Genomic DNA, 24,573 nt, shown 5'->3' with positions numbered 1-24,573 from the left:
TATTTTATCCCCCCTATACTTGTGTGTGAAATTTTAATTTCATTTTTTGTAGTTGTTGTCGACCACTGACTTCGAAGTGATGGGAATCACTCTGCAGCGAGACACCACAAATCAAATTCGGGTCAATAATTTCGGTCACATTGCCGAGTGGTCGCTCGATAATGGTCGAGAAGAGTTCTACAATTTGTGTACGTTCTTGTTCAGTTAACGGAACGACAGAACGAATGGTTAAATGCTCAGGCATATCACAGAAGAGTGAGCTCGTTTGTTCTTGTTGTGAACGTTTTAGTAGTTCATCGATTTGTTGTTGGTGATCATTATTGGTTTCATGTGGTTTATCCATGTCTTACTTCATCTTCCAATCTATGAATAAAATCATTAATTAAGCGATGATGGTCTTCGTTTGTAATCTCACGTTGGATAATTTTTTCAGCGAGTTCAATCGAGACATTTTCAATTATTTTTTTGGATTTTTCAAGGGACTGTTGACGTTCATGTTCCATTCGTTTTTGGGCTTGGTCTTTCATATAAGTGACGTCTTTTTGACCGTCTTCTTTAAGTTTATGTTTGAGTTGTTCCCCTTGCTTTTTGGCATCAGCTAAGATTTTATTAGCAGTCACTTTGGCCTCACGCAATGTTGCCTGCGCTTCTTTATTTGCTCGCTGAGAGGATTCTTTCAATTGACGACCTTCATTGATATCTTTGTCGATCATTTGTTTACGTTGTTGTAATATGTCCATCAACGGCTTCCAAGCGAAGCGCCGGACACAGTACAGTAAGATAAGGAAAGATACAAGCGTCATGAGTGCTTGACCGAGCGATGTACTTCCTAATAAACTACCCATAGTAATTCCTCCAATCTATATCATTCGTCATCAGAAATACTTATCTGAAGGCTAGAATAAAGGCAATTACGGCAGCCATAATCGGAATCGCTTCAATTAGCCCAACTCCGAGTAGCATAGTTGCCCGAATCTTGTTTTCCATTTCCGGTTGACGACTCATTGATTCGATCGCCTTCGAAATAACTAATCCATTTCCAATCGCTGCTCCGAACGCAGCAACTCCAATACCAATAGCAGCAGCTAAACCATTCATTTGTTATTCTCCTTTATAATTCTATTATTTTTTCTATTATTCTATAACTGACCACGATAAGATAGACGACTTAATCGTGATGGACGAGCTTGTGAGACATGTATACGCTAGATAAGTTTACAAAAATATAAGCTTGCAAGATACCGACGAAGACAGAGAATCCTTGCCAGATAATCTGAATCGGAATTCCAATCGGCCAAGTTGCGACGCCAGCCATATTTCCTAATTCTGCAATTAATTTAAGTAAGATTTCTCCTGCAAAAATATTTCCGTATAAACGAAGTGATAAGGTGACAATATTAATAAGATCTTCCAGTACGTGATAAGGTAATAATATAGCTGGTTTGGCATAACTCAACCGGAAGTGTGTAGCTAAGCCGTACTTCCGAACGCCCAAATATTGTGAAATGAGGTTCATTGTAACTGCTAGTGTCAAACATACCGCCAAATCAGCTGTGGGACTTTTCCAATACGATATCTCATGTGCATCAACTAAGAGCGGTAATCCAACTAAGTTCGACACGCCGATGAATAAAAAGACGGTCAGTGCAATCACAACTTGCGTATTGGTTGTCTCATCGCCCATCGTATCTTTGATAATGCCTCGCATAACGTCCACTAACCATTCTAGCGTCAGCTGTAATTTGCCGGGGTTATCTACAGATAAATGGCGCGTAAATAAGAAACATAAGCCAATAACGATAACGACAGATGTTACCAATGCAAGCAAAACATTCAAACTAATGGGCAACCCTAATTGATCAATCAGAATGGTACTTTCCACAGTTTCACCTTCTTTCTACATTCATAGTGAACGGATTTTTTAGTATGGCTAAAAATATCCCTTCATAAGCTAATTTATTTTATCACAATTAAATGACCAAATCAAACAGTCTAAGGTTAAAGAATTGCCATAAATTTTACATCAAAAACTCCGCTGAAGTGAATGTGATGCATACTCGCTTCAGTGGAGTTGAGAGATTATTTATAAGAGACCTGTGAACTTCCACCAAGGTAAGAAGATTCCTAAGATAAGAATGAAAATACCGACTGTCATGAATAAACCATGCTTGAACATATGTTGATCATGATAGTAACGTTGGCCAATACCGATCATCATAGTTGCATGATGGAAGGGCAACAAGTAGTGCATGTTGACCGTAATGTAGAGAATGAGTGTGATGACAATAGGATCATATCCTGCTTGGGCAACTAGCGGAATCAATATCGGTAAAGCGACTGAACCAGTTGCGATTGCTGAGCCAATGACCATATGTAATCCCATAATAACAAGGATTAATGAAGGCAAGAACCAAATTGATTGAGCACTTGGGATCACGTGGGTAAGTAATTCAACAATCCGTTCGCTGATGCCGACATCTTGAATGACACGACCAATACTGAAGGCCGCGATTAAGAAGATAAGTAAATCTAAGTTGACGGCTTTTTTGTCAGTGGGAGTGAGGATGCCGACGTAGAATAGTACCGGCAAAGCAATTAAACAAATGATCCATGCCGAAATGCCATGTAATGGTTCGAACATCCAGCCAAGGAAGACGAGCAAGATAACGGCTAATCCTATTTTATCCGCCTTAGTTACAACATCGGTAACCTGCTTTTTCTCTAAGATAGCAGGATCATAGTGAGCTAAGTCTTTTTGGAACAGGCCTCGGATGATCAATGGCGAAATAATCGCAAAGATAATCGTAGGGACTGCCATATAAGTGATCCATGGCATACCTTGGAGCGCCGTATCAACCGCCTCTCCAGAGAAAGCTAAGATCGCATGATTTAGGACAATATCTCCATTAGAGACAGCCATATAGGTAATGCTGATAGCGACAAAGACATTCAGTAACATAATTTTTTTCACTTCAGCGAACTTCGGCTCATCGCTTAGAACATGATGGAAGAGTGTACCCAGAATAATTCCTCGGGCGAAAGCTTGGGGAATCACTGGAATAAGTAAGAAGCCAAACACATAAGGCAAGGCGAGTAGGATGAATAAATTCCCTTTCGAATAGCGGATGACTTGATTCATCCAAGAGCGAATAAGTGTGTTTTTACTTAAAGCAACAGAAAGCAATGAAGTGGTTACAATCAAGAACAATGTCGGTGACCAAGCGAAGCTAAACACTTGCGTGGCAGGTGTGTTCCCGAATAATGCAAATAAAATAAGAAGTAATAATGATGCCGGTGTTCTCGGAAGTGCTTTTGTTGCCCAAGAGTAGACAATAAAGAGTAACGACAAGAAAATAAGCTGTTGCTGCCCATTAAAGGCAAAGGGGTTAAAGAGTAATAACAACCCAATAACTACCCCAATAATGAGCAGTAATTTGGGCTTGATCTGCTCACGATAAGATTGCAATAATGTTGTCATGAAAATCCCTCTTTCAATTATAAGATTAATATTAATGTAACATGTAGCGTATGATATGTAAATATATACTCGTGATTTTGTGCAGTTTGTTTTAAGGTATCTAGATTGCCGGGTCGAAGAAGGGAACGTTGGGCACAAAAAATAGCGACTAGCTGATCTTGCCATAAAGAAAAACCTAGCTCACTATGAGCTAGGTGCAAAGCTTGATTTATTCAGATTCTTGGAGGTTACGCAGTGATTGAATGGTTGACTGGATCGATTCAAAATTCTTCGCTACGTTAAGCGATAAGTCACCCATTCGCTCGAAGTCAGTTAAAATTTTGGAGAAGAGAATACTGTTGTTTACTGTACATTCTTGGTCTTGAAGACGAAGGAGTTGATTGTTCTCGAATTCTTCTGTCGCGAAATCCATTTGATCTTCAATAATATTAACATGGGAGACCAGATCTTGAATTTCAGAGCGATCTCTCACCTGTAAGAGGGCCATAATTTTACGTGCTAATTTTTTCATTGCTTGTAGTTCTTCTAAGGCTTCATCGGATAAGCTGTCACCAGAGCGATGAATGACGCGAGCACGTTCGGCGATATTAATGGCGTGATCCCCGATTCGCTCTAAGTCACTGGAGATCTTGACGAATAATCCTAATGCTGATGTCCCGCTCTCGGGTGCTTCGAACGAAAGGGTAGTAGTGGTGAAGCGAATAATGCCATCGTTCAAGAAGTCAATATATTCTTCGGTCTCTTCGATCTTAGTGAACGCATCATCACTATAGTTCCCAACAAGATCGAATGTTGCTTGCACATTCATGATGAGTTGATCTAGCATATTTTGTGTTTCTTTGAAGAGTTGCATCGTAGTTACGGCACTTGTTCCTATTCGATAATCATTTCCGAACAGACTGAAGTCCAAGTACTTGAGCTGCATCCCGGTTTGTTCATCTGCGCGGTCTGGCAATAATTTGTAAGTTAAATCGACTAACTGCGAGCCAAATGGAAGTAAAATAAAGGCTGTTACGACATTAAAAACAGTATGTACGTTAGCGATTTGAGCTTGTACGTTATCTGGCGTGAAATTCTCCATCCAACTTGTGAAGGGGGTTGTTAAAGCTAAAGTAACAAAGATAATAGACCCGACAAAATTGAATAGCAAGTGCAGTAAAGTGGTCCGTTTTCCATTCTTGCTTACCCCAATAGAGGCAATTAAAGCAGTAATGACTGTTCCAATATTTTGACCGAATAGAATGAAGATCGCACTCGGTAAGGTAATTACCCCACTGGCTGCAAAAGCTTGTAAAATACCAATCGAAGCTGATGAACTTTGTAAAATAGCCGAAAAAATCGCCCCAGCTAAAATACCTAAAATTGGGTTTTGGAAACGGGTAATAATATTAATAAATTCTGGCATTTCACGTAACGGCGAAACCGCTGTTGACATGATATCCATCCCAATAAACAAAATTCCTAAACCTACTAAAATACGTCCATAAGGGTCTAACTTCTGGCTCTTGAAGAACGAAATTAAACTGACTCCGATAAAGGCGATTAGAGGAGCAATCGCATTGATGTTGATTGCGATTAATTGTCCAGTAATGGTGGTTCCGATATTTGCTCCCATAATGAGCCAAACAGCATTATTCAGCGTCATTAAACCGGAGTTGACGAATCCGACTACCATAACCGTCGTGGCTGAACTGGATTGAACGAGAGCAGTCACTAAGGCACCGACTCCAACACCTACTAATCGATTCGCCGTCAATCGCTCTAAGATTGCTTTTAACCGGTTACCGGCCGCGACTTCAAGCCCGTTAGACATGACATTCATCCCATATAGGAAGAGGGCGAGTCCGCCGAGTAAAGAAAAAATATGTGTAATCTCCATAATATGCTCCTTCTCATAACAAATAACAAAGTAATCCAACGCCATTATACATCATATTGTCAAAGCAGTCTATAAGGTTCTTTGAAAATACTGTTATAATGATCTTTTTTAGTTTATATGAATTTACTCTTAGAATTTTACGCCATTTTTGTAGTTTTTAGTTGTTTTCTAGTTATTCTTTAAATAACGATGCTGTATTTCTCTACAACGATCGGATAAAAGTAAAATTGAGTGACTTATCTCCGGTTAATTACCGGAAACAAGCCACTCAATCACGTGCTTAATCGTTACTATTCAAAACTCCAACTTTTGAGACACATCAAAATAAATTTTTAATAGTTTTTTTTATTATTTTGAGTTAAAATATTGTGGTGGTAAGTGTAAATGTGATTCATAAATGTGACCTACAAGAGCAATCATTGTATGAGTAACCAATAAAAAGATAACAATATCGCACCATTTTTTATAAGTAACATAAAATAATATAATTAAATGATGGAGGAAGAAAATGGTAAGTAAACATAATAAAATGGAGTTATTCCAAAAGCAAGTAAATAAAGCGAAGCGTTATACATTAAAGAAATTAACGATCGGGTTAGCCTCTGTTGCTGTTGGAGCGGTGTTGTTCCTTGGACAGTCCGGGGATGTGTATGCCGCTGAAGAAGGAGAGAATGGTGTTGTGTCCATTCAAGTGGTTGGCGGGGATCTAACCGTTCATGAACCTTCTGTTTCTGAGACCGAAGAAACTCTACCGGGAGAAGGGACAATTGATATCAGCGTGTCTGGCGGCGAGTTGTACATTCATGACGAACCGCAAGAAACGCCACAACGTGAGGAAGCACCTGCTGTTCAGGATACTCCCTCGGTGGAAACAGAACAAGAGACAGCAACCAAGGAACATGAACCAACTATAGAAGAAGACGCGTATAGGCGCGTTTCACGTGAGCGAGCGAATGTCTTCATTCGCGGGATGGGACATTTGTCCGAAGAACAGAAAACAGTATATTTAAATCAAGTGAAGAACGCTTCCAGTGTCAATGAGATTGAACGGATTCATGAAGCCGCGTTAAATGATGAAGGGGATCTATCACCTGATGCCTTCCAACCGGATGAACTCAATTCAAAACGATACGTCCCGGTTGTCCGTGAGCGTGCTTTAGGCGTGTTAAACGGGTTATCTCATCTATCCGACGACGCAAGACAAGCGTTCATCTCACGTGTGAACGGTGCATCTAGTGTAGAGGCGATCGAGTCCATCATACAAGAAGCGGAAGGGTATACACCGGAGTTGAAGCAACCCGAGCGTGAGGATTTAGAAAGTAAACACCTAGATTCCTCGGTGCCAGATGTTCAATTGCCAGAACAACCTGCGTATCCAAGTGATCCGAGTGAATCGTATCAATTAGAGGATCTAACGTCTAACGTGATTCATTACGGTCAGCAAGAAGTAAGAACACAAGAGATTACGCCGTATGAGGTTGATTACCGACCGGATCCAAATTTGTATGTGGGACAATATAAGATCTTGACACCGGGTATTCAAGGTGTTAAAGAAATTGTTCGTTTATATGAAACAGCAAACGGGGAAATCACGTCTCACTTGTTACAAGAAAAAGTGAATGTGATCTCAGAAATGAAGAAACAAGTGGTGGCTCGTGGAACAAAACCCGTTGAAGGGGTTGACGAGGTTACGGTTGATGTCCCGATTGAACCAACAGAAGAAGTGGTTTATGGGTCGGATTTATATGTAGGAGAAGAAGAACGTATTCCTGGACGTGCGGGGCTTAAACAAGTCAAAACCACGTATAAAACTCTGTATGGGAAACGAACGGATCAAGTGTTAGACGTGACGGAAACGATTATCCGCGAAGCGGAATCCACACTCGTTATGAAAGGTATTAAACCGGTGGAATCGTCTGTGGAAGTCCATTCCGAGGAAGTGGTTGAACCGGATACGTTAGACGTGTATGCACCGGATTTATATGAGGGTGATGAGGAAATCGTTTCTGGACAAGCGGGATTGAAGCGTGTGACGACAGTTTATCGCGTGGTGAAAGGTGAGCGAACAGACGAGGTTATTAGTAGCACAGAGCAAACCGTTATCCAGTCCGTCCCAACGATTGTGTATAAAGGGACGAAACCCACTCAAGGCACAAAAGACGTCGTCAGGGAAGACGTGATTCAACCGACAACAGAAACGATTGAAACGGATGATTTGTATGTGGGGGACCAAGAGGTTACCGAAGGGACACCCGGCCGTAAACAGATTACCACAACGTACCGAACGCACAAAGGGGAGCCAACAGAAGAGGTCCTTAACGTATCTGAGGAAACACTCGAGGAAGCAACGCCTAAGATTATCCGTCAAGGGACGAAACCGGTTAATGGCCGTGAGGAAGTTGTCACCGAAGAGACTATTGAACCGGAGATTATTGAACGAGATGATGAAAGCTTACCGGAAGGTGAGGTTGTCACCGAAGAAGGACACCCGGGTACTCGACGTATCACGATGGTGTACAAAACGGTTCGGGGTGAACGTACCGAAGAGGTGATTGAAGAGTCATCTGAAGTGACGCAAAAAGCGACACCGACGATTGTCCGCAAAGGGGTTCGGTTTGAAGCACCAAGTTTATCGAACGCACATTTCACATCAGATGCGATGAACCGTACGGCACGCTTGTCGTACACGTTAAATAACCCGTCTAACTTAGACGTGTCTGGTTATATTCATGTGTCTCGCGATGGGGAAACTGTTCGAGATGTGCAGGTTTCTGACTTTAATGAAATAGAGATTAATGATTTAGATGTGAATACACCGTATCAATTCGAAGCGCATGTCACCTATACACAGGGTGGTGAGCAACAAGATGTTGTAGGGCATACAGAGACATATACGCTTTCTATGAATCAATTGGAGTTGAAATCTATCGGACAAACGATGCTCGTTCGTCGCGGGGCTGATGGACAACTCCAAGAATTTTCGGAGTTACGTGAAGCGCCAACGGATCTATCGAACTACTTCATTCGTGCACAAGCGTCGAACATGAAAGATATTGTTCTACCGGTTGCCTCCATTGATGAAGTGCAAAAAGACGGCGATGTGGTGTATGAGGTTAAGACGACCTCTGATGAGACCGTGCACCGAGATGGGGATATCTTTAAGCCGGGTTCTGTGTTTTATGTGAATAAGTATAAAGCACCTGAAAATGGCGTTTACTATAATTTCAAGGATCTTATTCATGCGATGAGTAATGACCCAAGAGGAACGTTTACGTTGGGCCGAACAGTTTCAGCAGTTGGTGTTGAGCCATTAGGACGGAAAACGTATATTCAAGCGGATTTCCGAGGAACGTTGAGCGGTTTGCATAACGGCAAACGTCACCGTATTGAAGGCTTAGAACATGGGTTGTTCTCGAAAGTGAATGGCGGTCAGATTCGTGACATTGATTTCACCGGTGTGAATATCGTTTATCCAAATACAGGGGATGGCGATTATATTTCTTCGTTAGCCGGGGATTTAACTAATAGTGGTGTGATTGAAAATGTGAATGTCCAAGGGTATATTGAAGGACGAGATAACATTTCTGGTTTAGTGAACAGGATTAGCGGGAAGTCACGCGTTGAGAATGTGTCGTTTATCGGTCGTATAAAGTCTCATGGTGGAAACTCCGTTCTAGGTGGTATCGCAGGGATTAACGACCGCTCGATCGTCAAACGTGCCTATGTGGATGCCGATGTGGAGATGCACCGTCCGCAAGATGCGAGTTTGTTGGTGGCGGTTAACATCTCGGATCAAGCCCATTCTAGTGAGTGGGGTCAAACAACGAAATCAGTTGTAAAAGGTTCTATGCGTTCGAATATGCGTGGGAAAATGGCGGCGATTAGTACATCCACATGGGGATACGCAACGGTTTCTGATGTGATTAGTTATGCAACGATTGAAAATGGGCATGAGTTGTTTGGTTCGGATGAGCAGTTGACGAATCCGGGTCCGGAGTATCAGCATATTAAAGCCCTATATGGTGTGAAAAACATTAGCTCGGGTAGCGTAAAAGGAGAAGATCGTAAGTTTGAGCGTTTAGATGTGATGGATGCCGTGCGTAAAGAGCGTTCGTTTAATCTGACGGCTCTTGACTCCCAAGCGTATCAAACACCAGCTGAGGAGCTAAATAGTACTCGTCGTTACGATAGCGTGTCTGGTTACGTGGCGTTTCACGAAGCGTTTTACCGTTTGGTCGAAGCGTTGCAGCCGTTTAGCTTGGTTGAGGATATTGTTCGCGAAGGAAATACGTTGGCACAATCGAATAAACGCCCATCATGGATGGCAGAAGGAAAGGAACTCAAATCCATTACGGCGCTGAAAGGTCATACGTTTGTGACGCATGGCGATGATGCGGATCGTATTATGCTTCAGTTTACGGACGGGACGAAACTGATTTATACCCTAAGTCAGAAGAAAACACTTGATTTGTATACAGATACGCCTACAACAGGCAACACATATGGCTTATCGGCGTATCACGTGGATGAGCTCGGTGTGACATATACACTAAACCGTCTATCACGTGTCCCACAAGCGTTGGTTCAGTCACTCGTTGATGAGCTGAGAAGCGTTGAGCTATACAATAACGAGATGTATCAGATGCTTAAGATTAATGAAAAGACGGAACAAGCCAAAGAAAATCGTATGAAGAAATTATTCTTAGATGAGATTTTCGACACCACAAAAGCGGAGTTACAGACGATTGTGGAGAAATTACTTCAAAATGATATGGTGATGTTGGCAGAGTCAGATGTCGCACAACAAGCGTTACGTGATAAAGTGTCTAAACATAAAAAACAGATTATGATGGCGCTCACGTACTTGAACCGTTATTACAACATTCGTTTCGGGGAGTACACGATTAAAGATTTAATGATGTATGTACCGGAGTTTTATAGCGGACAGGGTGGTTCCTTGATTGATCGACTCATCAAGTTAGGTAGCTCAACTGAGTATCAATTGCATGGTCGCCGAACACATGAATTCTTCAATCGAGAATTCGGTGCTGCCATAGGTACGGACTTGTTAGACTTTTTAGATTTCAATCGTGAGCTATTTACCGATTTCGGTAATATGAACGATTGGTTTAAAGATGCTACGAAAGAGAACGTGAAGTTAATTGAGAAAGAACCATTAGCGGAAGGATTGAAAGCACAGAATCCGAAATATCGTGTGTTTGATAACTTGTCGCACAGCTACTATCACCATACGATCTTGCCGCTGTTGAATTTACGAAAAGCAAAACTATTTATGATTTCAACGATTGCTTCCTTGACGTTCGGTAGTGAGCAAAAACGGGCTGACTTAAATGGTGCACAACTTAAGCGAGAAATTGAAGCAGCTGGGGATAGACACCGTGATTTCATCGATTCGTGGTATAAGATCGCGAATAAAGAAACAAGGGATCGTTTAATGCGTGACCAAGTAACGCCAATCTGGGAAGGATTTGACCTCAAAGAACGCGGATGGGTTAATGAGTTTGGGAAAGATAACCGTGGACAAGATTATGCTCCGTCTCGCGAGTTCTATAATGTCATTGGTGAGTATTATGGAAGCAACGGAACTGGCGCGTATGCGAATGGGACGTTAATTCACTTCGTGGCCTATGACTACTTGGGCGAAGGTGGACACGCAACGTGGACACACGAGATGACACACAACTATGACGGGTTAGTCTTCTTAGGCGGATCGGGTCGTCGTAATGGCGTAGGAGCGGAAGCGTACGCTTCTGGGATGTTACAATCTCCGGGTCAAAACGGTGGAGGATATGGTTCGCTAGGAATTAACTTATCCTACTCATGGGAAGATGACGGCGAAAATATCTATAACAGGGATCCGAAGAAATTCCATAATCAAGCGATGTGGGATAAATACATGAAAGGGTATAACGATGCACTGACCCTTCTGGATTACTTGGAAGGTGAAGCGGCGATTAACGCGGGTAAAGATGTCCAACGTCATTGGTTTAAGAAAATGGGTAAAACCGATGTTAGAGAGACACGTTTCACCGATCACGTTCGTCCGATTACAGAAGAAGAATGGAACAGTATGTCGCTACAGTCAGTGGATGACTTAGTAGATAACCAGTTAATGACTCAATACGGATTGAATAACGGGACGTACTCTCAAGATAATGATTGGGGAACGTACGTAACCATACCGTATCTGACCGGTATTTACGGTGGCGGTGATAACAGTATCGGTGTACCGGGAGCGGCGATGTTCAAACATAACACGTTTAGAGTTTGGGGTCGTTATGGTTACGAGAACGGATTTGTCGGTTATGCATCGAATAAACACCGCGAACAAGCCTTGAATGATGGTCATGCACAATTAAGTGATGATTACGCAATTAAGAAAATCTCTGGCGGTGAGCATGAAACGATGGAGGACTTTAAGAAAGACTACTTCAACGACATGATTACACAACTTAAAACTAAAGGTATGATTGATATCCAAATTGATGGCGTTCAATACAGCTCATATGACTCTCTTGCAAAGAAATTTAGTCAGACTGTTCAAGCAGATACCAAGGCGAAAAAACATGACCATACAAGAACTTTCAAGGGTAAACTGTTTAAAGCCTTGCTCCACAGCACTGATAACTTCCTGTCATCTATTTTTAAAGGCTAGATGATTAGTTGACCAGATAATCTACACATCAATTCGATGGCTTAGGATGGATTACTTGTTGTGAAGAAAAGTTATTCCCAAATATAAGGTAGTTACATTCTGATGTGTGGTGATAAATCTTAGTAAAAGATAACTTTGGAGGGGATGTGCCCCCAAAAAGTTAGAGTTATGAATAGTGACAATTAAACACGTGATTGAGCGGCTTGTTTCCGGTAATTAACCGAAGATAAGCCGCTCAATTTTACTTTTATCCGATCATTATGTAGAAATGACTATAGAATGACTAAAGAATAACTATTTAACATTTATATGACGATGTGAAAAATAATCGAATAAATTTTTGATGGCATTTTGAATCATTAGGAGACAATCATTTCAATTTTGGTCTGTTTTGTCTTATAATAGAGAATAGAGAGTTTCTGGAAGGGGGAGTTCGGTGAGTTATCAAGCGTTGTATCGGGTATGGCGACCACAAAGCTTCGACGATGTACTCGGTCAAGATGTGGTGGTCCAAACATTAAAAAATGCGGTCGCTCAAGGGAATACCAGTCATGCTTATTTGTTTTCAGGACCGCGTGGAACAGGAAAGACTAGTGTGGCGAAGATCTTGGCTAAGGCGATCAATTGTCCGTATGCAGAAGACGGTCAACCTTGTAATGAGTGCCATCTCTGTACAGAGATTACTAAAGGAGCACTTGGCGATGTGATTGAAATCGATGCGGCAAGTAATAACGGGGTCGATGAGATTCGAGATATTCGTGAAAAAGCACAATATGCACCGACGCAAGCTCCGTATAAAGTCTATATTATCGATGAAGTTCATATGCTGTCGACGGGGGCGTTTAATGCACTGTTGAAGACATTAGAAGAGCCACCTCAGAATGTTATATTTATTTTGGCAACAACCGAACCGCATAAGATTCCAGCAACGATTATTTCAAGATTGCAACGCTTTGATTTTAAGCGTATTCTACCTCAAGTGATTATTGAGCGCTTGGAACATGTGCTGGGAGCAGATGAGATCACTTATGATGCGGATGCATTGGTAGTTATTGCGAATGCGGCTGAAGGAGGCATGCGAGATGCGCTTAGTTTGCTGGATCAAGCCCTTAGCTTTATGGATGAACAGTTGACCGTTGACGATGCGCTCCAAATTACCGGCAGCATCACCCAAGAGCGTTTGTTAGATTATATCCAGCAGATTGCGGATCGACAAACTGAAGTTGCGTTGAGTATCTTATCTGAGGTCTTGGCAGAAGGAAAAGATCCAGCACGATTTATCGAAGACACCATTTTGTTGGTGCGCGATATGCTCTTATATCAACAAAACAATGGAGGTATTGAGCCGAAGTTAGCAATTATAGGCGAGCCGTTCCAGGAAGTAGCGACTAACTTAGCACCAGAAGTGGCCTATCGCTTAATTCAAGTTTTTAATGAGACGGGACGGGAGCTACGCCAAAGTAATCATGCGGATATTTATTTGGAAGTGGCGACAGTGAAGCTAACGCAACAAGTCGCAAAATCTTCTGATCTTTCAGCTCAAGCAGCTCAAGAAGTCGCTCAGAGTGAAGACGTAGCTGACTTAAAGCAACAACTCGAGGTGCTGAAGACACAGATTAAGCAGCTGAACACCAATGCTCAGGCATCACAGACGACTCAGGCAAGCACGAAGCGAGCGAAACCGAAGCGAAAATCGCGCGGAGAGTTTAAAGTGAATCTGGCCCAAGTTCATCGAGTACTAGCGAATGCAACGAAGCAAAACTTAGCTGAGTTGCAAGATATCTGGGGGGACTTGATCCATTCACTGGATACGTCATCGCGTGCCATCTTGAACAATTCCAAACCGGTTGCTGCCAGCCCAGAAGCCTTAGTGGTAACTTTTGAGTTTCCGATCTTATGTGAGAAGGCAGAAGGAGATGAGGAGCTGAAGCAAGGAATTGTCCAGTTCTTGGATAAGGTGATCGGTACTCAGCCGGATCTCGTCTGTATCCCAGAAGCGAAGTGGCCGACGATTCGCCAGAATTATATTAAGCAGATGAAAGAACAGTCGGATCAATCGGATACGCAGGGTCATACAGAAACGAACGGTCAGAGTGAGCCGATTGAAGAGACCAATCCAGCCATCGCGACTGCTGTGGAATTATTTGGTCGTGATAATATCGAAATTAAAGATTAACAAACGAATGAATAAAAAATTAAAAGGAGAGAATTATAATGCGTGGTATGGGAAATATGCAAGGTATGATGAAGAAGATGAAGAAGTTACAGAAGGAAATGGAACAAGCCCAAGCGAAGTTGGCAGCACAAGAGTTTGTCGGATCAGCTAACAATGACTTAGTGCAAGTTACCCTAACTGGAGACAAAAAAGTGGTCAAAGTCGATATTAAAGAAGAAATCGTTGACCCAGATGATAAGGAAATGATCGAAGACTTAGTGCAACTAGCGATGAATGATGCGTTAGACCAAGTGGATGCTGAGGATGAACGTGTAATGGGTAAATACACGAAAGGACTCGGGGGCTTCCCAGGTATCTAAACGAAATACTGAATGAAGAATAGATAATGGGGTGAGTCGATGCAACAATATCCAGAACCCATCTCGAAGTTGATGGATAGTTTTATGAAATTGCCCGGGATTGGGGAGAAGACAGCTTCGCGCTTAGCTTTTTATGTGGTGAATATGAAGGAAGATGATGTGACAGATTTTGCTAAGTCGCTCATTAGTGTTAAGCGAGATTTGGTCTACTGTTCGGTTTGTGGCAATATGACTGAAGATGATCCGTGTTATATATGTGCTGATAAGAGTCGCGATGAGAGTAAGATTCTAGTTGTCGAACATCCGAAAGATATCATCTCGATGGAGCGGATGTCTGAATATAAAGGCTTGTATCATGTATTGGGTGGTATCTTATCTCCAATAGAAGGAACAGGACCAGAAGATATTAATATTTCGGAATTGATTCAGCGCTTGCAAGATGAAGTGGTTGAAGAAGTTATTGTCGCAACGAATGCGACAGCTGAAGGCGAAGCAACAGCAATGTATTTGTCGCGTTTAATTAAACCGAGTGGCATTACTGTCTCGCGTCTAGCGCACGGCTTGTCAGTGGGAAGTGATATTGAGTACGCGGATGAAGTTACCTTGTTGAAGGCAGTAGAAGGACGTCGGGAGATGTAGTTGATCCATATTGAAGTAGTGGGCTGAGAGAAAGCACCAAGCGTAAAAGAGAAAGGAAAGCCAAATATGTCAGAAGGATTATTCATTACGGTCGAGGGCCCGGATGGAGCCGGTAAATCTACCCTTATTCAAGGGCTGAAAGAGCGATTAGAAGCACGCACCGCACGAGAAGTGATCTTGACGCGTGAGCCCGGTGGAAGTCCTCTGGCTGAAGTGATTCGCGAGGTACTGTTAGATAATCGGTATGGTGAGATGGACGGACGGACGGAGGCTTTGCTAATGGCGGCTAGTCGCCGGCAACATATTGTGGATACGATTTTACCAGCGTTGGAGGCGGGAAAAATTGTCCTATCTGATCGGTATGTGGATAGCTCTCTAGCATACCAAGGAGCTGGCCGAGAATTAGGTATTGAAGCCGTTCGTACGATCAACGCTTTTGCGATCGAAGAAGTTGTGCCGACAGTGACGATTTTGTTGGATGTAGATGCACAGACAGGATTGGCGCGTATTCATGACAAACAATCTGGCCGAGCGGTTGATCGCTTGGAACAGGAAGATATTTCGTTCCATAATCGCGTGCGTTCAGGGTATCAGACATTGCGAGAAGATGAACCTGATCGTTTTATATACGTTGATGCTACTTGTGAGCCGGCTACGGTATTAGAAGAAAGTTGGAAGCTTTTAAACAAATATTTGGATAAGCTAGTGGACGAGTTATATCTATGGTAAAATAAGCATAATAGGAGATAGTTGGAACGAAGGAGGAGATGACAGTGAAATTAATTGTAGCCATTGTCCAAAATCAAGACGGCAAACGATTACAAGATGCGTTCGTCGAGCAAGGTGTTCGTGCTACCAAATTATCATCGACAGGCGGGTTCTTACGTGCAGGGAATACTACATTCCTTATCGGGGCAAAAGACCGCAAGATTGATGATGTATTAGCTATTATTCAAGAAAACTGTTCAACTCGTGAACAAAAAATGGTAAATCCAACAGCATATGATTTTACAATTGAGACTGATTTAACTTTTCCGATTGATGTAGAAGTAGGCGGGGCAACAGTATTCGTCTTGCCGGTTGAAGCATTTCACCAGTTTTAATTCAGTGAGGTGAATAGGACGTGACGACACTGCAACAAAAACAGCCGAAAGTGTATCGGCTGTTTTCTAAGTTAGTTAATGAAAATAAATTAGGTCATGCCTATATTTTTGAAGGGGTGTCTGGATCCGGCAAGAAGGCCATGGCTAAGTTTGTCTCACAAGCCTTATTTTGTCAACATAAGACAGAATCGTCGGTTGGGCCATGCCTAACATGCGATACTTGTCAAAACATTGAAGCTGAACAGCATGTGGATACCGTTATTGTCGAAAAATCAGGCACAACCATTAAAGTAGACCAAATCCGACAACTGAAAAGTGAACTGACAACGAGCGGCTTGGAAAGCTCGCGCAAAGTCATTATTATTGATGAAGCAGACACAATGACAACCAGTGCTGCCAACAGCCTACTGAAATTTTTGGAAGAACCACAAGGCGATATTATTCTGTTCTTGTTGGCAACATCTAAACAAAATTTACTGCCGACCATTATTTCACGCTGTCAAGTCATTGCCTTCCGAACACAACCGCTTGATCAGCGGGTAGAGGCCTTAAGACAATTAGGCTTAACAAGTAATCAAGCTGCTTTAAGTGCTCACTTGACAGAAGATAATGAGCAAGCCGTGCAATTTGTGCAAGAGACGAATGTACAAGAAATAGCTAAAAGTGTTTGGCAGTGGCTTAATCTGATCGATCGGAAGGATGATCAAGCGTTCATCCATGTGACCAAGACCTTACTTCCCCTAGCTAAAGAAAATGATATGAAGCAACTAATGCTAGATGTGATGTTGCTACTTCTTCGTGATTTATTAAAAGAACGCCTCGGATTGGCACATGTTCCAGCGTTTTCTGCATATGGACAGCAACTAGAGCAGCTAGCTGAGAGATGGGCAACAACAAAAATAAGCAGAGCAATTGATTCAACACTTCAAGCACAAAAAATGTTGGATAGTTATGTTAATATACAAGGTGTGTTAGAATATCTCACACTAAAATTGTTGGAAAATTAAAAAAATTGAGCCATACGAAGTCAAAAATAGAGATAAAGACATAAAAAATAGGCGCAAACAATTGTGTGGGAATAATAATCAGATAAGTTAGAGTGGTGAAAGATGGATAAAAAAGACTTATACGATACATTAATGTTACTAGAAGAACAATCTAAAGGGAATGTGGAAACCTTGCGTGCTGTGCGTCAGCAACTATCCGAATTAGCTGAAGAAAACCAAGCCCTCAAGGTTGAGAATCAACACTTACGCGATCGCTTAAATGGCAACTTAATTGAAGAAGAAGGGGTTATTGAAACAGATAATCCATCCGGCCTGACTAAATCACGTCTAAATCTAGAAAGTATTTATGATGATGGTTTTCACGTATGTAATCATTTGTACGGGCAACGTCGTATTGATGATGAGTCGTGCGCGTTTTGTTTAGATGTTATTTATGGAGATCGGAAGTAATGGCTGAGACATCATTAGTGTTGAGAGAAGATGAACGCTTAGATACATTGGGACGAGACGACTTACGTATTATCCAAAGTTCGTCTGTCTTTTCATATTCAACGGATGCATTGGTTTTAGGGGACTTCGCTCGGGTCCCGCAGAGTGCGCGGGCGAAGGTGTTAGATTTGTGTGCTGGGACGGGAGCTGTTTCGTTGCTCTTGTCTGAGCAGACGAATGCTCAGATTATTGGAGTCGAGTTGCAGGAGCGGTTAGCAGATATGGCCCAGCGTAGTATAACCTTGAATCAGCTGGATAATCAAGTTCAGATTCTACAAGGGGATGTTGCCAACTTACGGGCGGACTTTTCGCATGATACGATCGATGCCATTGTCTGTAACCCTCCCTATTTTAAAGTGGATGAAGCTAAAATAAGCCCGAATCCTCATTTAGCCATTGCGCGACATGAGCTTCGATTGGACTTGTCGACGTTAGTGCGGGAAGTCAGTCGGTTGCTGAAGATGAAGGGGACTTTTTTTATGGTCTATCGTCCGGAACGGTTTTTGGAGTTGTTGGATGAACTACAGCGGCATAACTTGGTGCCGAAACGTATTCGCTTCGTCTATCCTAAGCCCCACCGTCAAGCAACCATCTTATTAGTCGAAGCGATCAAACAAGGAAGTGTGGCGGGGTTTGCGGTTGATTCGCCACTCTATGTGATGGATGAAGCAGGCCGGTATACACCGGAGATGCGAGCGATTATTCATGGCTAATCTACATTATTTTTATGTCTTATTGTGCCGAGATCAATCACTCTATGGAGGCTATACAACCGACTTGAAGCGACGTGAACAAGAACATAATAAGGGGATTGGTGCCAAGTATACAAGAGCTCAAGCTAGGCGACCGGTGAAGCTCATTTATGCAGAGTGCTTCGAGACAAGAAGTGATGCGATGCGCGCAGAAGCTTTATTCAAACAACAAACCCGCGCGCAAAAAGATCAATACTTAGCCAATCAAGGAGTACGGGTGCCGTATGATCGGCGCTACCGCTCCGTAATGATAGATAAGAGAGGAGCAGGGGATGAATCGACAGAGTAGCTTTAAAGATGAAACAAAGTTGGGGAAGTTATACTTAGTGCCGACACCGATTGGGAACTTGGATGATATGACGTTCCGGGCAGTTGATGTCTTGCAGCAAGTGGATCTGATTGCAGCAGAAGATACACGTCATACTCAAAAATTGCTCAATCACTTCAATATCCAGACCCCCCAGATTAGCTTCCATGAACACAATACGCAACAGCGGATTCCCGAATTAGTGCAGAAGTTGTTGGACGGACAATCGATTGCGCAAGTGAGCGATGCAGGCATGCCGAGTATTAGTGATCCAGGCCGGGAGTTAACCCAAGCTGCGATCGCTAATCATTGTGCCGTTGTGCCATTACCGGGGGCTAACGCCGCACTGACGGCACTAGTAGCCAGTGGAATAGCGCCACAACCCTTTTATTTCCATGGATTTTTACCACGCAAGTCGAGTGAGATCACAGCCGTATTGACAGATTTAAACCAAAAGACAGAGACATTAATTTTTTATGAGTCGCCGTATCGCGTTAAAAATGTACTCGCTGTTGCTGAGGAAGTCTTCGGTCCTGAACGGGAAGTCGCTGTTGCTCGCGAATTGACGAAGCAATATGAGGAATTTATAAGAGGGACGATTGCAGAAGTAAGCGACTTCTTAGCCGATAACAGTCAACTCATCCGAGGTGAATTCGTCTTAGTCTTTAGCGGTAATGATGCGCCCGAAAGATTAGAAAAGTCTAAAGAATGGGAAAATCTCTCGCTAAAAGAACATGTTGAGTATATAATGAAGCTAGAAGATATTCGTGATAAGTGGGCGATTAAAAAGGTTGCCAGCTTACGGGATCTCCCGAAGCGCGACGTTTATGCAGCTTATCATGAGATTTAATTTTCAGGAGGTAATGATAATGAAGATGAAAAAATTAGCCTTATTACTCGTTGCTCCAGTTGTTCTGGCAGCATGCGGCAATGAGCAAGCACCTGCCGAACCAGAGGAGACTGCAACAGAATCTGTTGTAGAAGAGAACAAAAAAGTAGATGAAAAAGACGACAAAAAAATGGACGATACAGCTGACGAGAAAGATAAAGCAGCGGACAAAGAGGTGAAGGCTGACAAAGATGCTTCAGCAACCGACAAGTCTGATAAATCAGATGACTCAGCCGATGCGTCTACTCCAGCCAATAACACCGCTAAAACAAGCACATCTGACGAAGCAGATCTAGTACCAGAAGAAGAACAAGCTATTTTGGATCGTATCGTTGAAATCGAAGGCATAGAACAAGATCTGATGAAGTACACCTTCATGGTATTAAAAGATGACGAAGCAGACTGGGTAAAAGTTGAGATTCGTGAACTTTCGAAAGATAATCCAGATGTATCAACGTTGTACAAGCTTTACCGCTACAACGCTACAACAGATGAATACCAAGTTTACAATGAAGAGACCGATAGCTTCGAATAAAAACGAGTTATTGTGAATGATAAAAAAGACTGAACGCCCGGATCAATAACGGTTGCGTTCAGTCTCTTTCATTAATAAGGGTGTTTATCGAATAGCGAACATATTGTGTGACCCATAAAGAGGGCATTAAAGTGGTGTTACGCAGACAACTTCCGGTGCAATCGTATCGGTGGATAGTAAGCTAAGCTTACCTGATGACGCATCACGCTGGAATAAGCTGAGCGTATCGGTATGTTGATGTCCACAAATGATAAACTGTTCATCCGGCGTGAAGTTGAAGTCGCGTGGGTTCTGACCATGTGTCTCTGCCCATTGAATCACTTTTAAGGTGAAGTCCTCTTGAATGTGATAGACCACAATCGAATCATGCCCACGATTTGAGGCATAGAGGAATTGTCCGTCGTTGGAGATGCGAATGGCCGCACCGCTGCTTTCACCGTTGAAATCTCCGGGTAATGTAGAGAGGGTCTGAATCAACTCGATTTCCCCACTTGCTTGATCATACGTGCCCACTAAGATCTCACTACTTAATTCGCCAAAGATATATACGTATTCGCCATTGGGATGGAAGGTTAAGTGACGCGGGCCGGTACCTGGTTTAACCGACAGTGTACTGATATCTTCCGCTTTGCCGGTCTCAGATATGCGGTAAGTGCTCACTTCATCCGTTCCAAGATCACAAGATAGGGCGAATTTATCCGCAACATCGAGATCGAAGTAGTGCGCGTGTGGGCCATCTTGATTCTGGTGAACCGAGCTTCCCGCATGTTGGATACGATCAGTTAAGGTTAATTGTCCGTCCGCCGTCGTTTGGTAAATGCTAAGTGCTCCGGTATGATAATTAGCTTCATATAAGAGCTCGCGTTCTTGATCGAAGGCGACATAACAAGGGGCTGGGCCGTCTTCTAATAAGGTATTTTGGCGTTGGTAAGAGCCGTCAGCTTGTTTGACTAACGTGCCGACACCTCCTTGATCACCTTCGTTCACAATAGTAAAGATGACCTTGCCAGCATAGCCAGTGGTAACGTATGTGGGGCTCCCGATGTCGTCAATTAATTGTAAATTAGCTAGCGTAGTGGACTGTTGATCGAAGTCAATCATGTACAGTCCTTGGCTAGTCGCTCGCGTATACGTGCCAAGCAATAGTGGTATCGTCATGAAAAATTCCTCCTCAGTAATGTACCTTCATTATAACAAATTGATTCATGTGTCTCTAATGATGAGACCTTAGACTGAGGAAAGTTGACTCATTCATTGTATAATAGGAAAGAACGGAGTGAAGCAAATGGAGAAAAAATCATTATTCGAACAACTAACCGCCCACAAGGTCATCCTATATATGTTGGGTTTCTTATTGTTCTTGTTAAACCTTTTTATGCTGTCAATTATGCCGGGACTGTTATATCCGTTGCGAGCGATTATGAGTATCGTTGGGCCACCATTAGTTATCGCTACGATTTTCTTTTACTTATTTAATCCAGTCATTACCTGGCTACAAAAGCGAGGAATAGCCCGATCGATGGGGGTTTTAATTTTATTTCTGGCTATTTTAGGAATCATTGTTATTTCAGTATTGTATGTTTTTCCAATTATTCAACATCAAGTGGAGTCCATTATTGTGGTGCTGCCACGATACTTTAATGAGTTAATTGAAATTATCGATCCACTCATTCAGACCAGTGATTTCAGAGAAATGTACCAACAAATCCAAGATTCAAATATTGTCCAGACAATAACTGAACAAGGAACGAATGTGCTGAATGCCACGCTTAGCGGTGTGGGCAGTTTCGTCAATATTATTACGCAAGCGGTCTTTATTATCTTTACCGTGCCGTTTATTTTGTATTTCTTATTAGTCTCTCCAGAAAAAGTGCCGAATAATATCATTCGCGTTGTGCCGACACGTTGGCGCCAGTCGATTTCTAGTTTTTTAACGAGTGTGCATGAGCAACTTAGTATTTATGTGCGTGGACAATTAATGGTTGCTTTTTTTGTGGGGTTGTCCTTTTTAGTAGGATTTGCGATTATTGGATTAGACTTTTACATTGTTTTAGCGATTATTGGAGGAGTTTTGAATTTAGTTCCTTATTTAGGCTCAATTACCGCGACACTGTTAGCACTTATTATCGGATTTTTCCAAGCACCGATAATGGTCGTGTATGTGCTAATCGTGATTTCGTTAGAATCATTAGTGGAGAACCGTATTATCCAACCGTTAATCTTAGGAAATCAGTTGAATATTCATCCGGTAACGATTTTATTCATTATGTTAACAGCCGGTAAGATGATGGGCGTTATGGGCTTATTGCTCGGGATACCGATTTATGCTATTTTAAAAATTATGTTCCATATGATCTTCGATTATATTCGTGAGCATACAGAGCTCTACCCAGCAGAAGAACGGCCATCTAATCGCCATGAAAAAGTATTAATCGATACGTCATTGGAAGAAAAGTAATCACTCATAAATAACCCCCAAAAAATTAGAATAATTTACTCTAACTTTTGGGGGCAGTACAAAACAATAACTCCCACACGTAATCATTCACTAAAATTACGTGTGGGGTTACTGTTTTTTGTTATATTTTTAGCGCTCACTTCAACCAATTCAATGATGGTGGGACGTCTGGATTACTCGCTACGTCAATATAAAAATGATGCTCATCCAATTGTTCAATCTGCACATTGTATCTTGGATAAAATATTAATTCATCTTGCGCACATTCAATGACGAGATAGACTTCATCGTATATCTCAGTCAGATAAGTGATGCGCGACTGCTTTTCATCATAGAAAGCGACAACTTGATCACTACTTGACAGCGTATATTTACCTACTTGTATCTTACTCATTCCCACACCGCCTTATCACGTCGCGGATCGTAATTAACGTCGAGAAAATAACTGTACGGACCCGTGTAGTGTATCTTAATATTGCTCTCTGGCTGAATCATTAATGTATCTTCAGTCAATTGCATAATTAGGTTCAAATCATCATAATTCTGTGGGGTAAAGATAGCCATTTGCTTATCTAGATCGAGGAAGCAGGTTAAATAATCCGTATATTCAATGGTATACTTTCCTAATGTAATCTTGCAACTGCCAATGTTAGTCATATTCTTCAACCTCAACTTCAAAAGTATTGTTTCCAAGATACGAAACGACAACTCCATATTTTTGATAGAAAGTCAATTTTTGTTCTTCTAAGCAGATAACCAAACGAATATCAGCTTGACCAATTTCCATAAACATTATTCTATCTTGTAAACTATCAACAACACAATATTCTGCAGGGTGGTTGTGCGATATCCGATACTGTTTCAATTCAATAACTTGTTTATTATTTTGCAATAATTTTTCCTCCACCATCTAAAGACGCAACTCGTTTACCATCTTTTTTTATTTCCATTAATTGTTTTATGAGCCCAGTGACCAGCTTTTACAGTAACTCCTGCTAAATAGTAACCTATTTTAAAACGAAAAGCCATCTTTTTTGAGATCCACCCTTAAAATAAAGAAGCGTTTTTATAATTTTATGGGTTGAAAAGTGACAGGGTGTCATTTATAATGGATAATGCGATTAAATTGTGACAGGTTGTCATAGTGAACGGATTAACAATAAAAGGATAGATATGATGACGTGAAGGAGGAAGAATAGGTGCCGACACAAACTTTTTTTAATTTACCAAAAGATAAACAAGAACGTATTATACAAGGAGCGATGAAGGAATTCTCGCAGCTGCCGTTTAGTGAGGTGTCCATTGCGAAGATTATCCAGCATGCCGATATTTCGCGCGGAAGTTTTTATCAATATTTTGAACATAAGATGGATTTGTATTGTTATTTGATTCGGAAGTTTAAGCGGAATTATCATGAATTGATGGTAGCGAAGTTTCGCGAGCATGCGGGTGACTTCTATGCGGGATACTTGGCGTTCAGCGAGTATTATATTCGGGCGATTTTAGAGAGTCCGAAGTTTGGCTTCTTCGAGCAGTTGTACTTGAATATGAATTATCAGTTGAACAAGCAGAGTATTGATATTTTGTTCGAAAATGATAAACAAGAAAAATTAGTGGATGTGGTGAGTGTGGCTGATTTAGTGGTGGATCAGACTGAGGTGGAAGATGTGTTTGAATTTTTACATAAGTTGTTGAACCAGACGATTATGGAGGGATTCTGGCAAGAATGGTCGATCGAGCAGACGAATGCGCAGTTTAAGCGGCAGTTGGATTGGCTGTTTGATGGGTTGAAGAATCATTCACCACAGGATATGGAGAGGGAGTGA

The 24,573-nt window shown here is 41.9% G+C and carries 24 protein-coding genes; 14 read left to right on the top strand and 10 right to left on the bottom strand.

The genetic code is table 11. From position 1 onward, the window contains the following. Positions 1-13 precede the first annotated feature (13 nt). The 6 genes from HMPREF9703_RS01125 to HMPREF9703_RS01100 all read right to left on the bottom strand — a co-directional run bounded on the left by HMPREF9703_RS01125 (position 14) and on the right by HMPREF9703_RS01100 (position 5,357). Positions 14-343 carry a F0F1 ATP synthase subunit delta gene (locus HMPREF9703_RS01125; protein ID WP_004634838.1) on the bottom strand — a complete coding sequence of 110 codons (330 nt, stop codon included), beginning with the start codon at positions 341-343 and terminating at the stop codon, positions 14-16. After that, on the bottom strand, positions 336-845 hold the full coding sequence (gene atpF / locus HMPREF9703_RS01120; protein ID WP_004634836.1) for a F0F1 ATP synthase subunit B: 510 nt from the start codon (positions 843-845) through the stop codon (positions 336-338). Before atpF ends, HMPREF9703_RS01125 begins: the two co-directional genes overlap by 8 nt. 40 nt (positions 846-885) lie before the next feature. Then, on the bottom strand, positions 886-1,098 hold the full coding sequence (gene atpE / locus HMPREF9703_RS01115; protein ID WP_004634834.1) for a F0F1 ATP synthase subunit C: 213 nt from the start codon (positions 1,096-1,098) through the stop codon (positions 886-888). Between the two features lie 70 nt (positions 1,099-1,168). Then, complete coding sequence (atpB, locus tag HMPREF9703_RS01110) at positions 1,169-1,882, bottom strand: F0F1 ATP synthase subunit A (protein ID WP_004634832.1); 714 nt, start codon at positions 1,880-1,882, stop codon at positions 1,169-1,171. A gap of 201 nt (positions 1,883-2,083) precedes the next feature. Further along, positions 2,084-3,478, bottom strand: a complete 1,395-nt coding sequence (locus HMPREF9703_RS01105) for an SLC13 family permease (protein WP_004634829.1) — start codon at positions 3,476-3,478, stop codon at positions 2,084-2,086. A 208-nt stretch (positions 3,479-3,686) separates the two neighbouring features. Continuing rightward, the gene (locus HMPREF9703_RS01100) at positions 3,687-5,357 is read right to left on the bottom strand and encodes a Na/Pi cotransporter family protein (RefSeq protein WP_004634827.1); all 1,671 of its coding nucleotides are present in this window, start codon (positions 5,355-5,357) and stop codon (positions 3,687-3,689) included. Positions 5,358-5,865: 508 nt separating this feature from the next. Here HMPREF9703_RS01100 and HMPREF9703_RS01095 point away from each other — a divergent pair. The 12 genes from HMPREF9703_RS01095 to HMPREF9703_RS08545 all read left to right on the top strand — a co-directional run bounded on the left by HMPREF9703_RS01095 (position 5,866) and on the right by HMPREF9703_RS08545 (position 20,289). Next, on the top strand, positions 5,866-12,033 hold the full coding sequence (locus tag HMPREF9703_RS01095; RefSeq protein WP_004634825.1) for a ZmpA/ZmpB/ZmpC family metallo-endopeptidase: 6,168 nt from the start codon (positions 5,866-5,868) through the stop codon (positions 12,031-12,033). A gap of 436 nt (positions 12,034-12,469) precedes the next feature. After that, on the top strand, positions 12,470-14,209 hold the full coding sequence (gene dnaX / locus HMPREF9703_RS01090; protein ID WP_004634824.1) for a DNA polymerase III subunit gamma/tau: 1,740 nt from the start codon (positions 12,470-12,472) through the stop codon (positions 14,207-14,209). A 35-nt stretch (positions 14,210-14,244) separates the two neighbouring features. After that, entirely contained in the window at positions 14,245-14,568 is a 324-nt protein-coding gene (locus tag HMPREF9703_RS01085) for a YbaB/EbfC family nucleoid-associated protein (protein WP_172763481.1), read from the top strand. 39 nt (positions 14,569-14,607) lie between these two features. Continuing rightward, positions 14,608-15,207 (top strand): recombination mediator RecR, encoded by a 600-nt coding sequence (recR, locus tag HMPREF9703_RS01080; protein WP_004634820.1) that lies wholly within the window; start codon positions 14,608-14,610, stop codon positions 15,205-15,207. Between the two features lie 66 nt (positions 15,208-15,273). Then, positions 15,274-15,936 carry a dTMP kinase gene (tmk, locus tag HMPREF9703_RS01075; protein ID WP_004634818.1) on the top strand — a complete coding sequence of 221 codons (663 nt, stop codon included), beginning with the start codon at positions 15,274-15,276 and terminating at the stop codon, positions 15,934-15,936. A 44-nt stretch (positions 15,937-15,980) separates the two neighbouring features. Further along, positions 15,981-16,310, top strand: coding sequence for a cyclic di-AMP receptor DarA (gene darA / locus HMPREF9703_RS01070; RefSeq protein WP_004634815.1), 330 nt, complete (start codon positions 15,981-15,983; stop codon positions 16,308-16,310). Positions 16,311-16,330: 20 nt separating this feature from the next. Further along, positions 16,331-17,317 carry a DNA polymerase III subunit delta' gene (gene holB, locus HMPREF9703_RS01065; protein WP_004634813.1) on the top strand — a complete coding sequence of 329 codons (987 nt, stop codon included), beginning with the start codon at positions 16,331-16,333 and terminating at the stop codon, positions 17,315-17,317. A gap of 102 nt (positions 17,318-17,419) precedes the next feature. Continuing rightward, positions 17,420-17,767: a DNA replication initiation control protein YabA gene (locus tag HMPREF9703_RS01060; RefSeq protein ID WP_004634811.1), complete on the top strand. Its 348-nt coding sequence runs from the start codon at positions 17,420-17,422 to the stop codon at positions 17,765-17,767. After that, positions 17,767-18,519 carry a tRNA1(Val) (adenine(37)-N6)-methyltransferase gene (locus tag HMPREF9703_RS01055; protein ID WP_004634810.1) on the top strand — a complete coding sequence of 251 codons (753 nt, stop codon included), beginning with the start codon at positions 17,767-17,769 and terminating at the stop codon, positions 18,517-18,519. Before HMPREF9703_RS01060 ends, HMPREF9703_RS01055 begins: the two co-directional genes overlap by 1 nt. Then, on the top strand, positions 18,512-18,847 hold the full coding sequence (locus HMPREF9703_RS01050) for a GIY-YIG nuclease family protein (RefSeq protein WP_004634808.1): 336 nt from the start codon (positions 18,512-18,514) through the stop codon (positions 18,845-18,847). The genes HMPREF9703_RS01055 and HMPREF9703_RS01050 overlap by 8 nt, the downstream gene beginning before the upstream one ends. After that, entirely contained in the window at positions 18,831-19,715 is an 885-nt protein-coding gene (gene rsmI, locus HMPREF9703_RS01045) for a 16S rRNA (cytidine(1402)-2'-O)-methyltransferase (RefSeq protein WP_004634806.1), read from the top strand. The genes HMPREF9703_RS01050 and rsmI overlap by 17 nt, the downstream gene beginning before the upstream one ends. A gap of 19 nt (positions 19,716-19,734) precedes the next feature. After that, the gene (locus HMPREF9703_RS08545) at positions 19,735-20,289 is read left to right on the top strand and encodes a hypothetical protein (protein ID WP_004634804.1); all 555 of its coding nucleotides are present in this window, start codon (positions 19,735-19,737) and stop codon (positions 20,287-20,289) included. A 126-nt stretch (positions 20,290-20,415) separates the two neighbouring features. Here the strand turns inward: HMPREF9703_RS08545 and HMPREF9703_RS01035 are convergent, their stop codons facing one another. Next, positions 20,416-21,447 (bottom strand): lactonase family protein, encoded by a 1,032-nt coding sequence (locus HMPREF9703_RS01035; protein WP_004634802.1) that lies wholly within the window; start codon positions 21,445-21,447, stop codon positions 20,416-20,418. Positions 21,448-21,574: 127 nt separating this feature from the next. Between HMPREF9703_RS01035 and HMPREF9703_RS01030 the strand changes: the two genes are divergently transcribed. Then, positions 21,575-22,747, top strand: a complete 1,173-nt coding sequence (locus HMPREF9703_RS01030) for an AI-2E family transporter (RefSeq protein WP_004634800.1) — start codon at positions 21,575-21,577, stop codon at positions 22,745-22,747. Positions 22,748-22,883: 136 nt separating this feature from the next. Here the strand turns inward: HMPREF9703_RS01030 and HMPREF9703_RS01025 are convergent, their stop codons facing one another. The 3 genes from HMPREF9703_RS01025 to HMPREF9703_RS01015 are packed head-to-tail and all read right to left on the bottom strand — an operon-like array spanning position 22,884 to position 23,639. After that, positions 22,884-23,141 carry a hypothetical protein gene (locus HMPREF9703_RS01025; protein ID WP_004634799.1) on the bottom strand — a complete coding sequence of 86 codons (258 nt, stop codon included), beginning with the start codon at positions 23,139-23,141 and terminating at the stop codon, positions 22,884-22,886. Beyond that, positions 23,138-23,404 carry a hypothetical protein gene (locus HMPREF9703_RS01020; protein ID WP_004634797.1) on the bottom strand — a complete coding sequence of 89 codons (267 nt, stop codon included), beginning with the start codon at positions 23,402-23,404 and terminating at the stop codon, positions 23,138-23,140. The genes HMPREF9703_RS01025 and HMPREF9703_RS01020 overlap by 4 nt, the downstream gene beginning before the upstream one ends. After that, positions 23,397-23,639 carry a hypothetical protein gene (locus HMPREF9703_RS01015; protein ID WP_155800769.1) on the bottom strand — a complete coding sequence of 81 codons (243 nt, stop codon included), beginning with the start codon at positions 23,637-23,639 and terminating at the stop codon, positions 23,397-23,399. The genes HMPREF9703_RS01020 and HMPREF9703_RS01015 overlap by 8 nt, the downstream gene beginning before the upstream one ends. Before the next feature lie 307 nt (positions 23,640-23,946). Between HMPREF9703_RS01015 and HMPREF9703_RS01010 the strand changes: the two genes are divergently transcribed. Next, positions 23,947-24,573 (top strand): TetR/AcrR family transcriptional regulator, encoded by a 627-nt coding sequence (locus HMPREF9703_RS01010; protein WP_004634793.1) that lies wholly within the window; start codon positions 23,947-23,949, stop codon positions 24,571-24,573.

The sequence above is a fragment of the Dolosigranulum pigrum ATCC 51524 genome (assembly GCF_000245815.1).
Classification (GTDB): Bacteria; Bacillota; Bacilli; order Lactobacillales; family Carnobacteriaceae_A; genus Dolosigranulum; species Dolosigranulum pigrum.
This window is presented reverse-complemented; position numbering and strand designations above follow the sequence as displayed.

Bases quoted from the DNA above. Each gene is read 5' to 3' on its own strand.
- HMPREF9703_RS01125 (WP_004634838.1), bottom strand. From the start codon at position 343: ATGGATAAACCACATGAAACCAATAATGATCACCAACAACAAATCGAT.
- atpF (WP_004634836.1), bottom strand. From the start codon at position 845: ATGGGTAGTTTATTAGGAAGTACATCGCTCGGTCAAGCACTCATGACG.
- atpE (WP_004634834.1), bottom strand. From the start codon at position 1,098: ATGAATGGTTTAGCTGCTGCTATTGGTATTGGAGTTGCTGCGTTCGGA.
- HMPREF9703_RS01105 (WP_004634829.1), bottom strand. From the start codon at position 3,478: ATGACAACATTATTGCAATCTTATCGTGAGCAGATCAAGCCCAAATTA.
- HMPREF9703_RS01100 (WP_004634827.1), bottom strand. From the start codon at position 5,357: ATGGAGATTACACATATTTTTTCTTTACTCGGCGGACTCGCCCTCTTC.
- HMPREF9703_RS01095 (WP_004634825.1), top strand. From the start codon at position 5,866: ATGGTAAGTAAACATAATAAAATGGAGTTATTCCAAAAGCAAGTAAAT.
- recR (WP_004634820.1), top strand. From the start codon at position 14,608: ATGCAACAATATCCAGAACCCATCTCGAAGTTGATGGATAGTTTTATG.
- tmk (WP_004634818.1), top strand. From the start codon at position 15,274: ATGTCAGAAGGATTATTCATTACGGTCGAGGGCCCGGATGGAGCCGGT.
- HMPREF9703_RS01060 (WP_004634811.1), top strand. From the start codon at position 17,420: ATGGATAAAAAAGACTTATACGATACATTAATGTTACTAGAAGAACAA.
- HMPREF9703_RS01055 (WP_004634810.1), top strand. From the start codon at position 17,767: ATGGCTGAGACATCATTAGTGTTGAGAGAAGATGAACGCTTAGATACA.
- HMPREF9703_RS01050 (WP_004634808.1), top strand. From the start codon at position 18,512: ATGGCTAATCTACATTATTTTTATGTCTTATTGTGCCGAGATCAATCA.
- rsmI (WP_004634806.1), top strand. From the start codon at position 18,831: ATGAATCGACAGAGTAGCTTTAAAGATGAAACAAAGTTGGGGAAGTTA.
- HMPREF9703_RS08545 (WP_004634804.1), top strand. From the start codon at position 19,735: ATGAAGATGAAAAAATTAGCCTTATTACTCGTTGCTCCAGTTGTTCTG.
- HMPREF9703_RS01035 (WP_004634802.1), bottom strand. From the start codon at position 21,447: ATGACGATACCACTATTGCTTGGCACGTATACGCGAGCGACTAGCCAA.
- HMPREF9703_RS01030 (WP_004634800.1), top strand. From the start codon at position 21,575: ATGGAGAAAAAATCATTATTCGAACAACTAACCGCCCACAAGGTCATC.
- HMPREF9703_RS01025 (WP_004634799.1), bottom strand. From the start codon at position 23,141: ATGAGTAAGATACAAGTAGGTAAATATACGCTGTCAAGTAGTGATCAA.
- HMPREF9703_RS01020 (WP_004634797.1), bottom strand. From the start codon at position 23,404: ATGACTAACATTGGCAGTTGCAAGATTACATTAGGAAAGTATACCATT.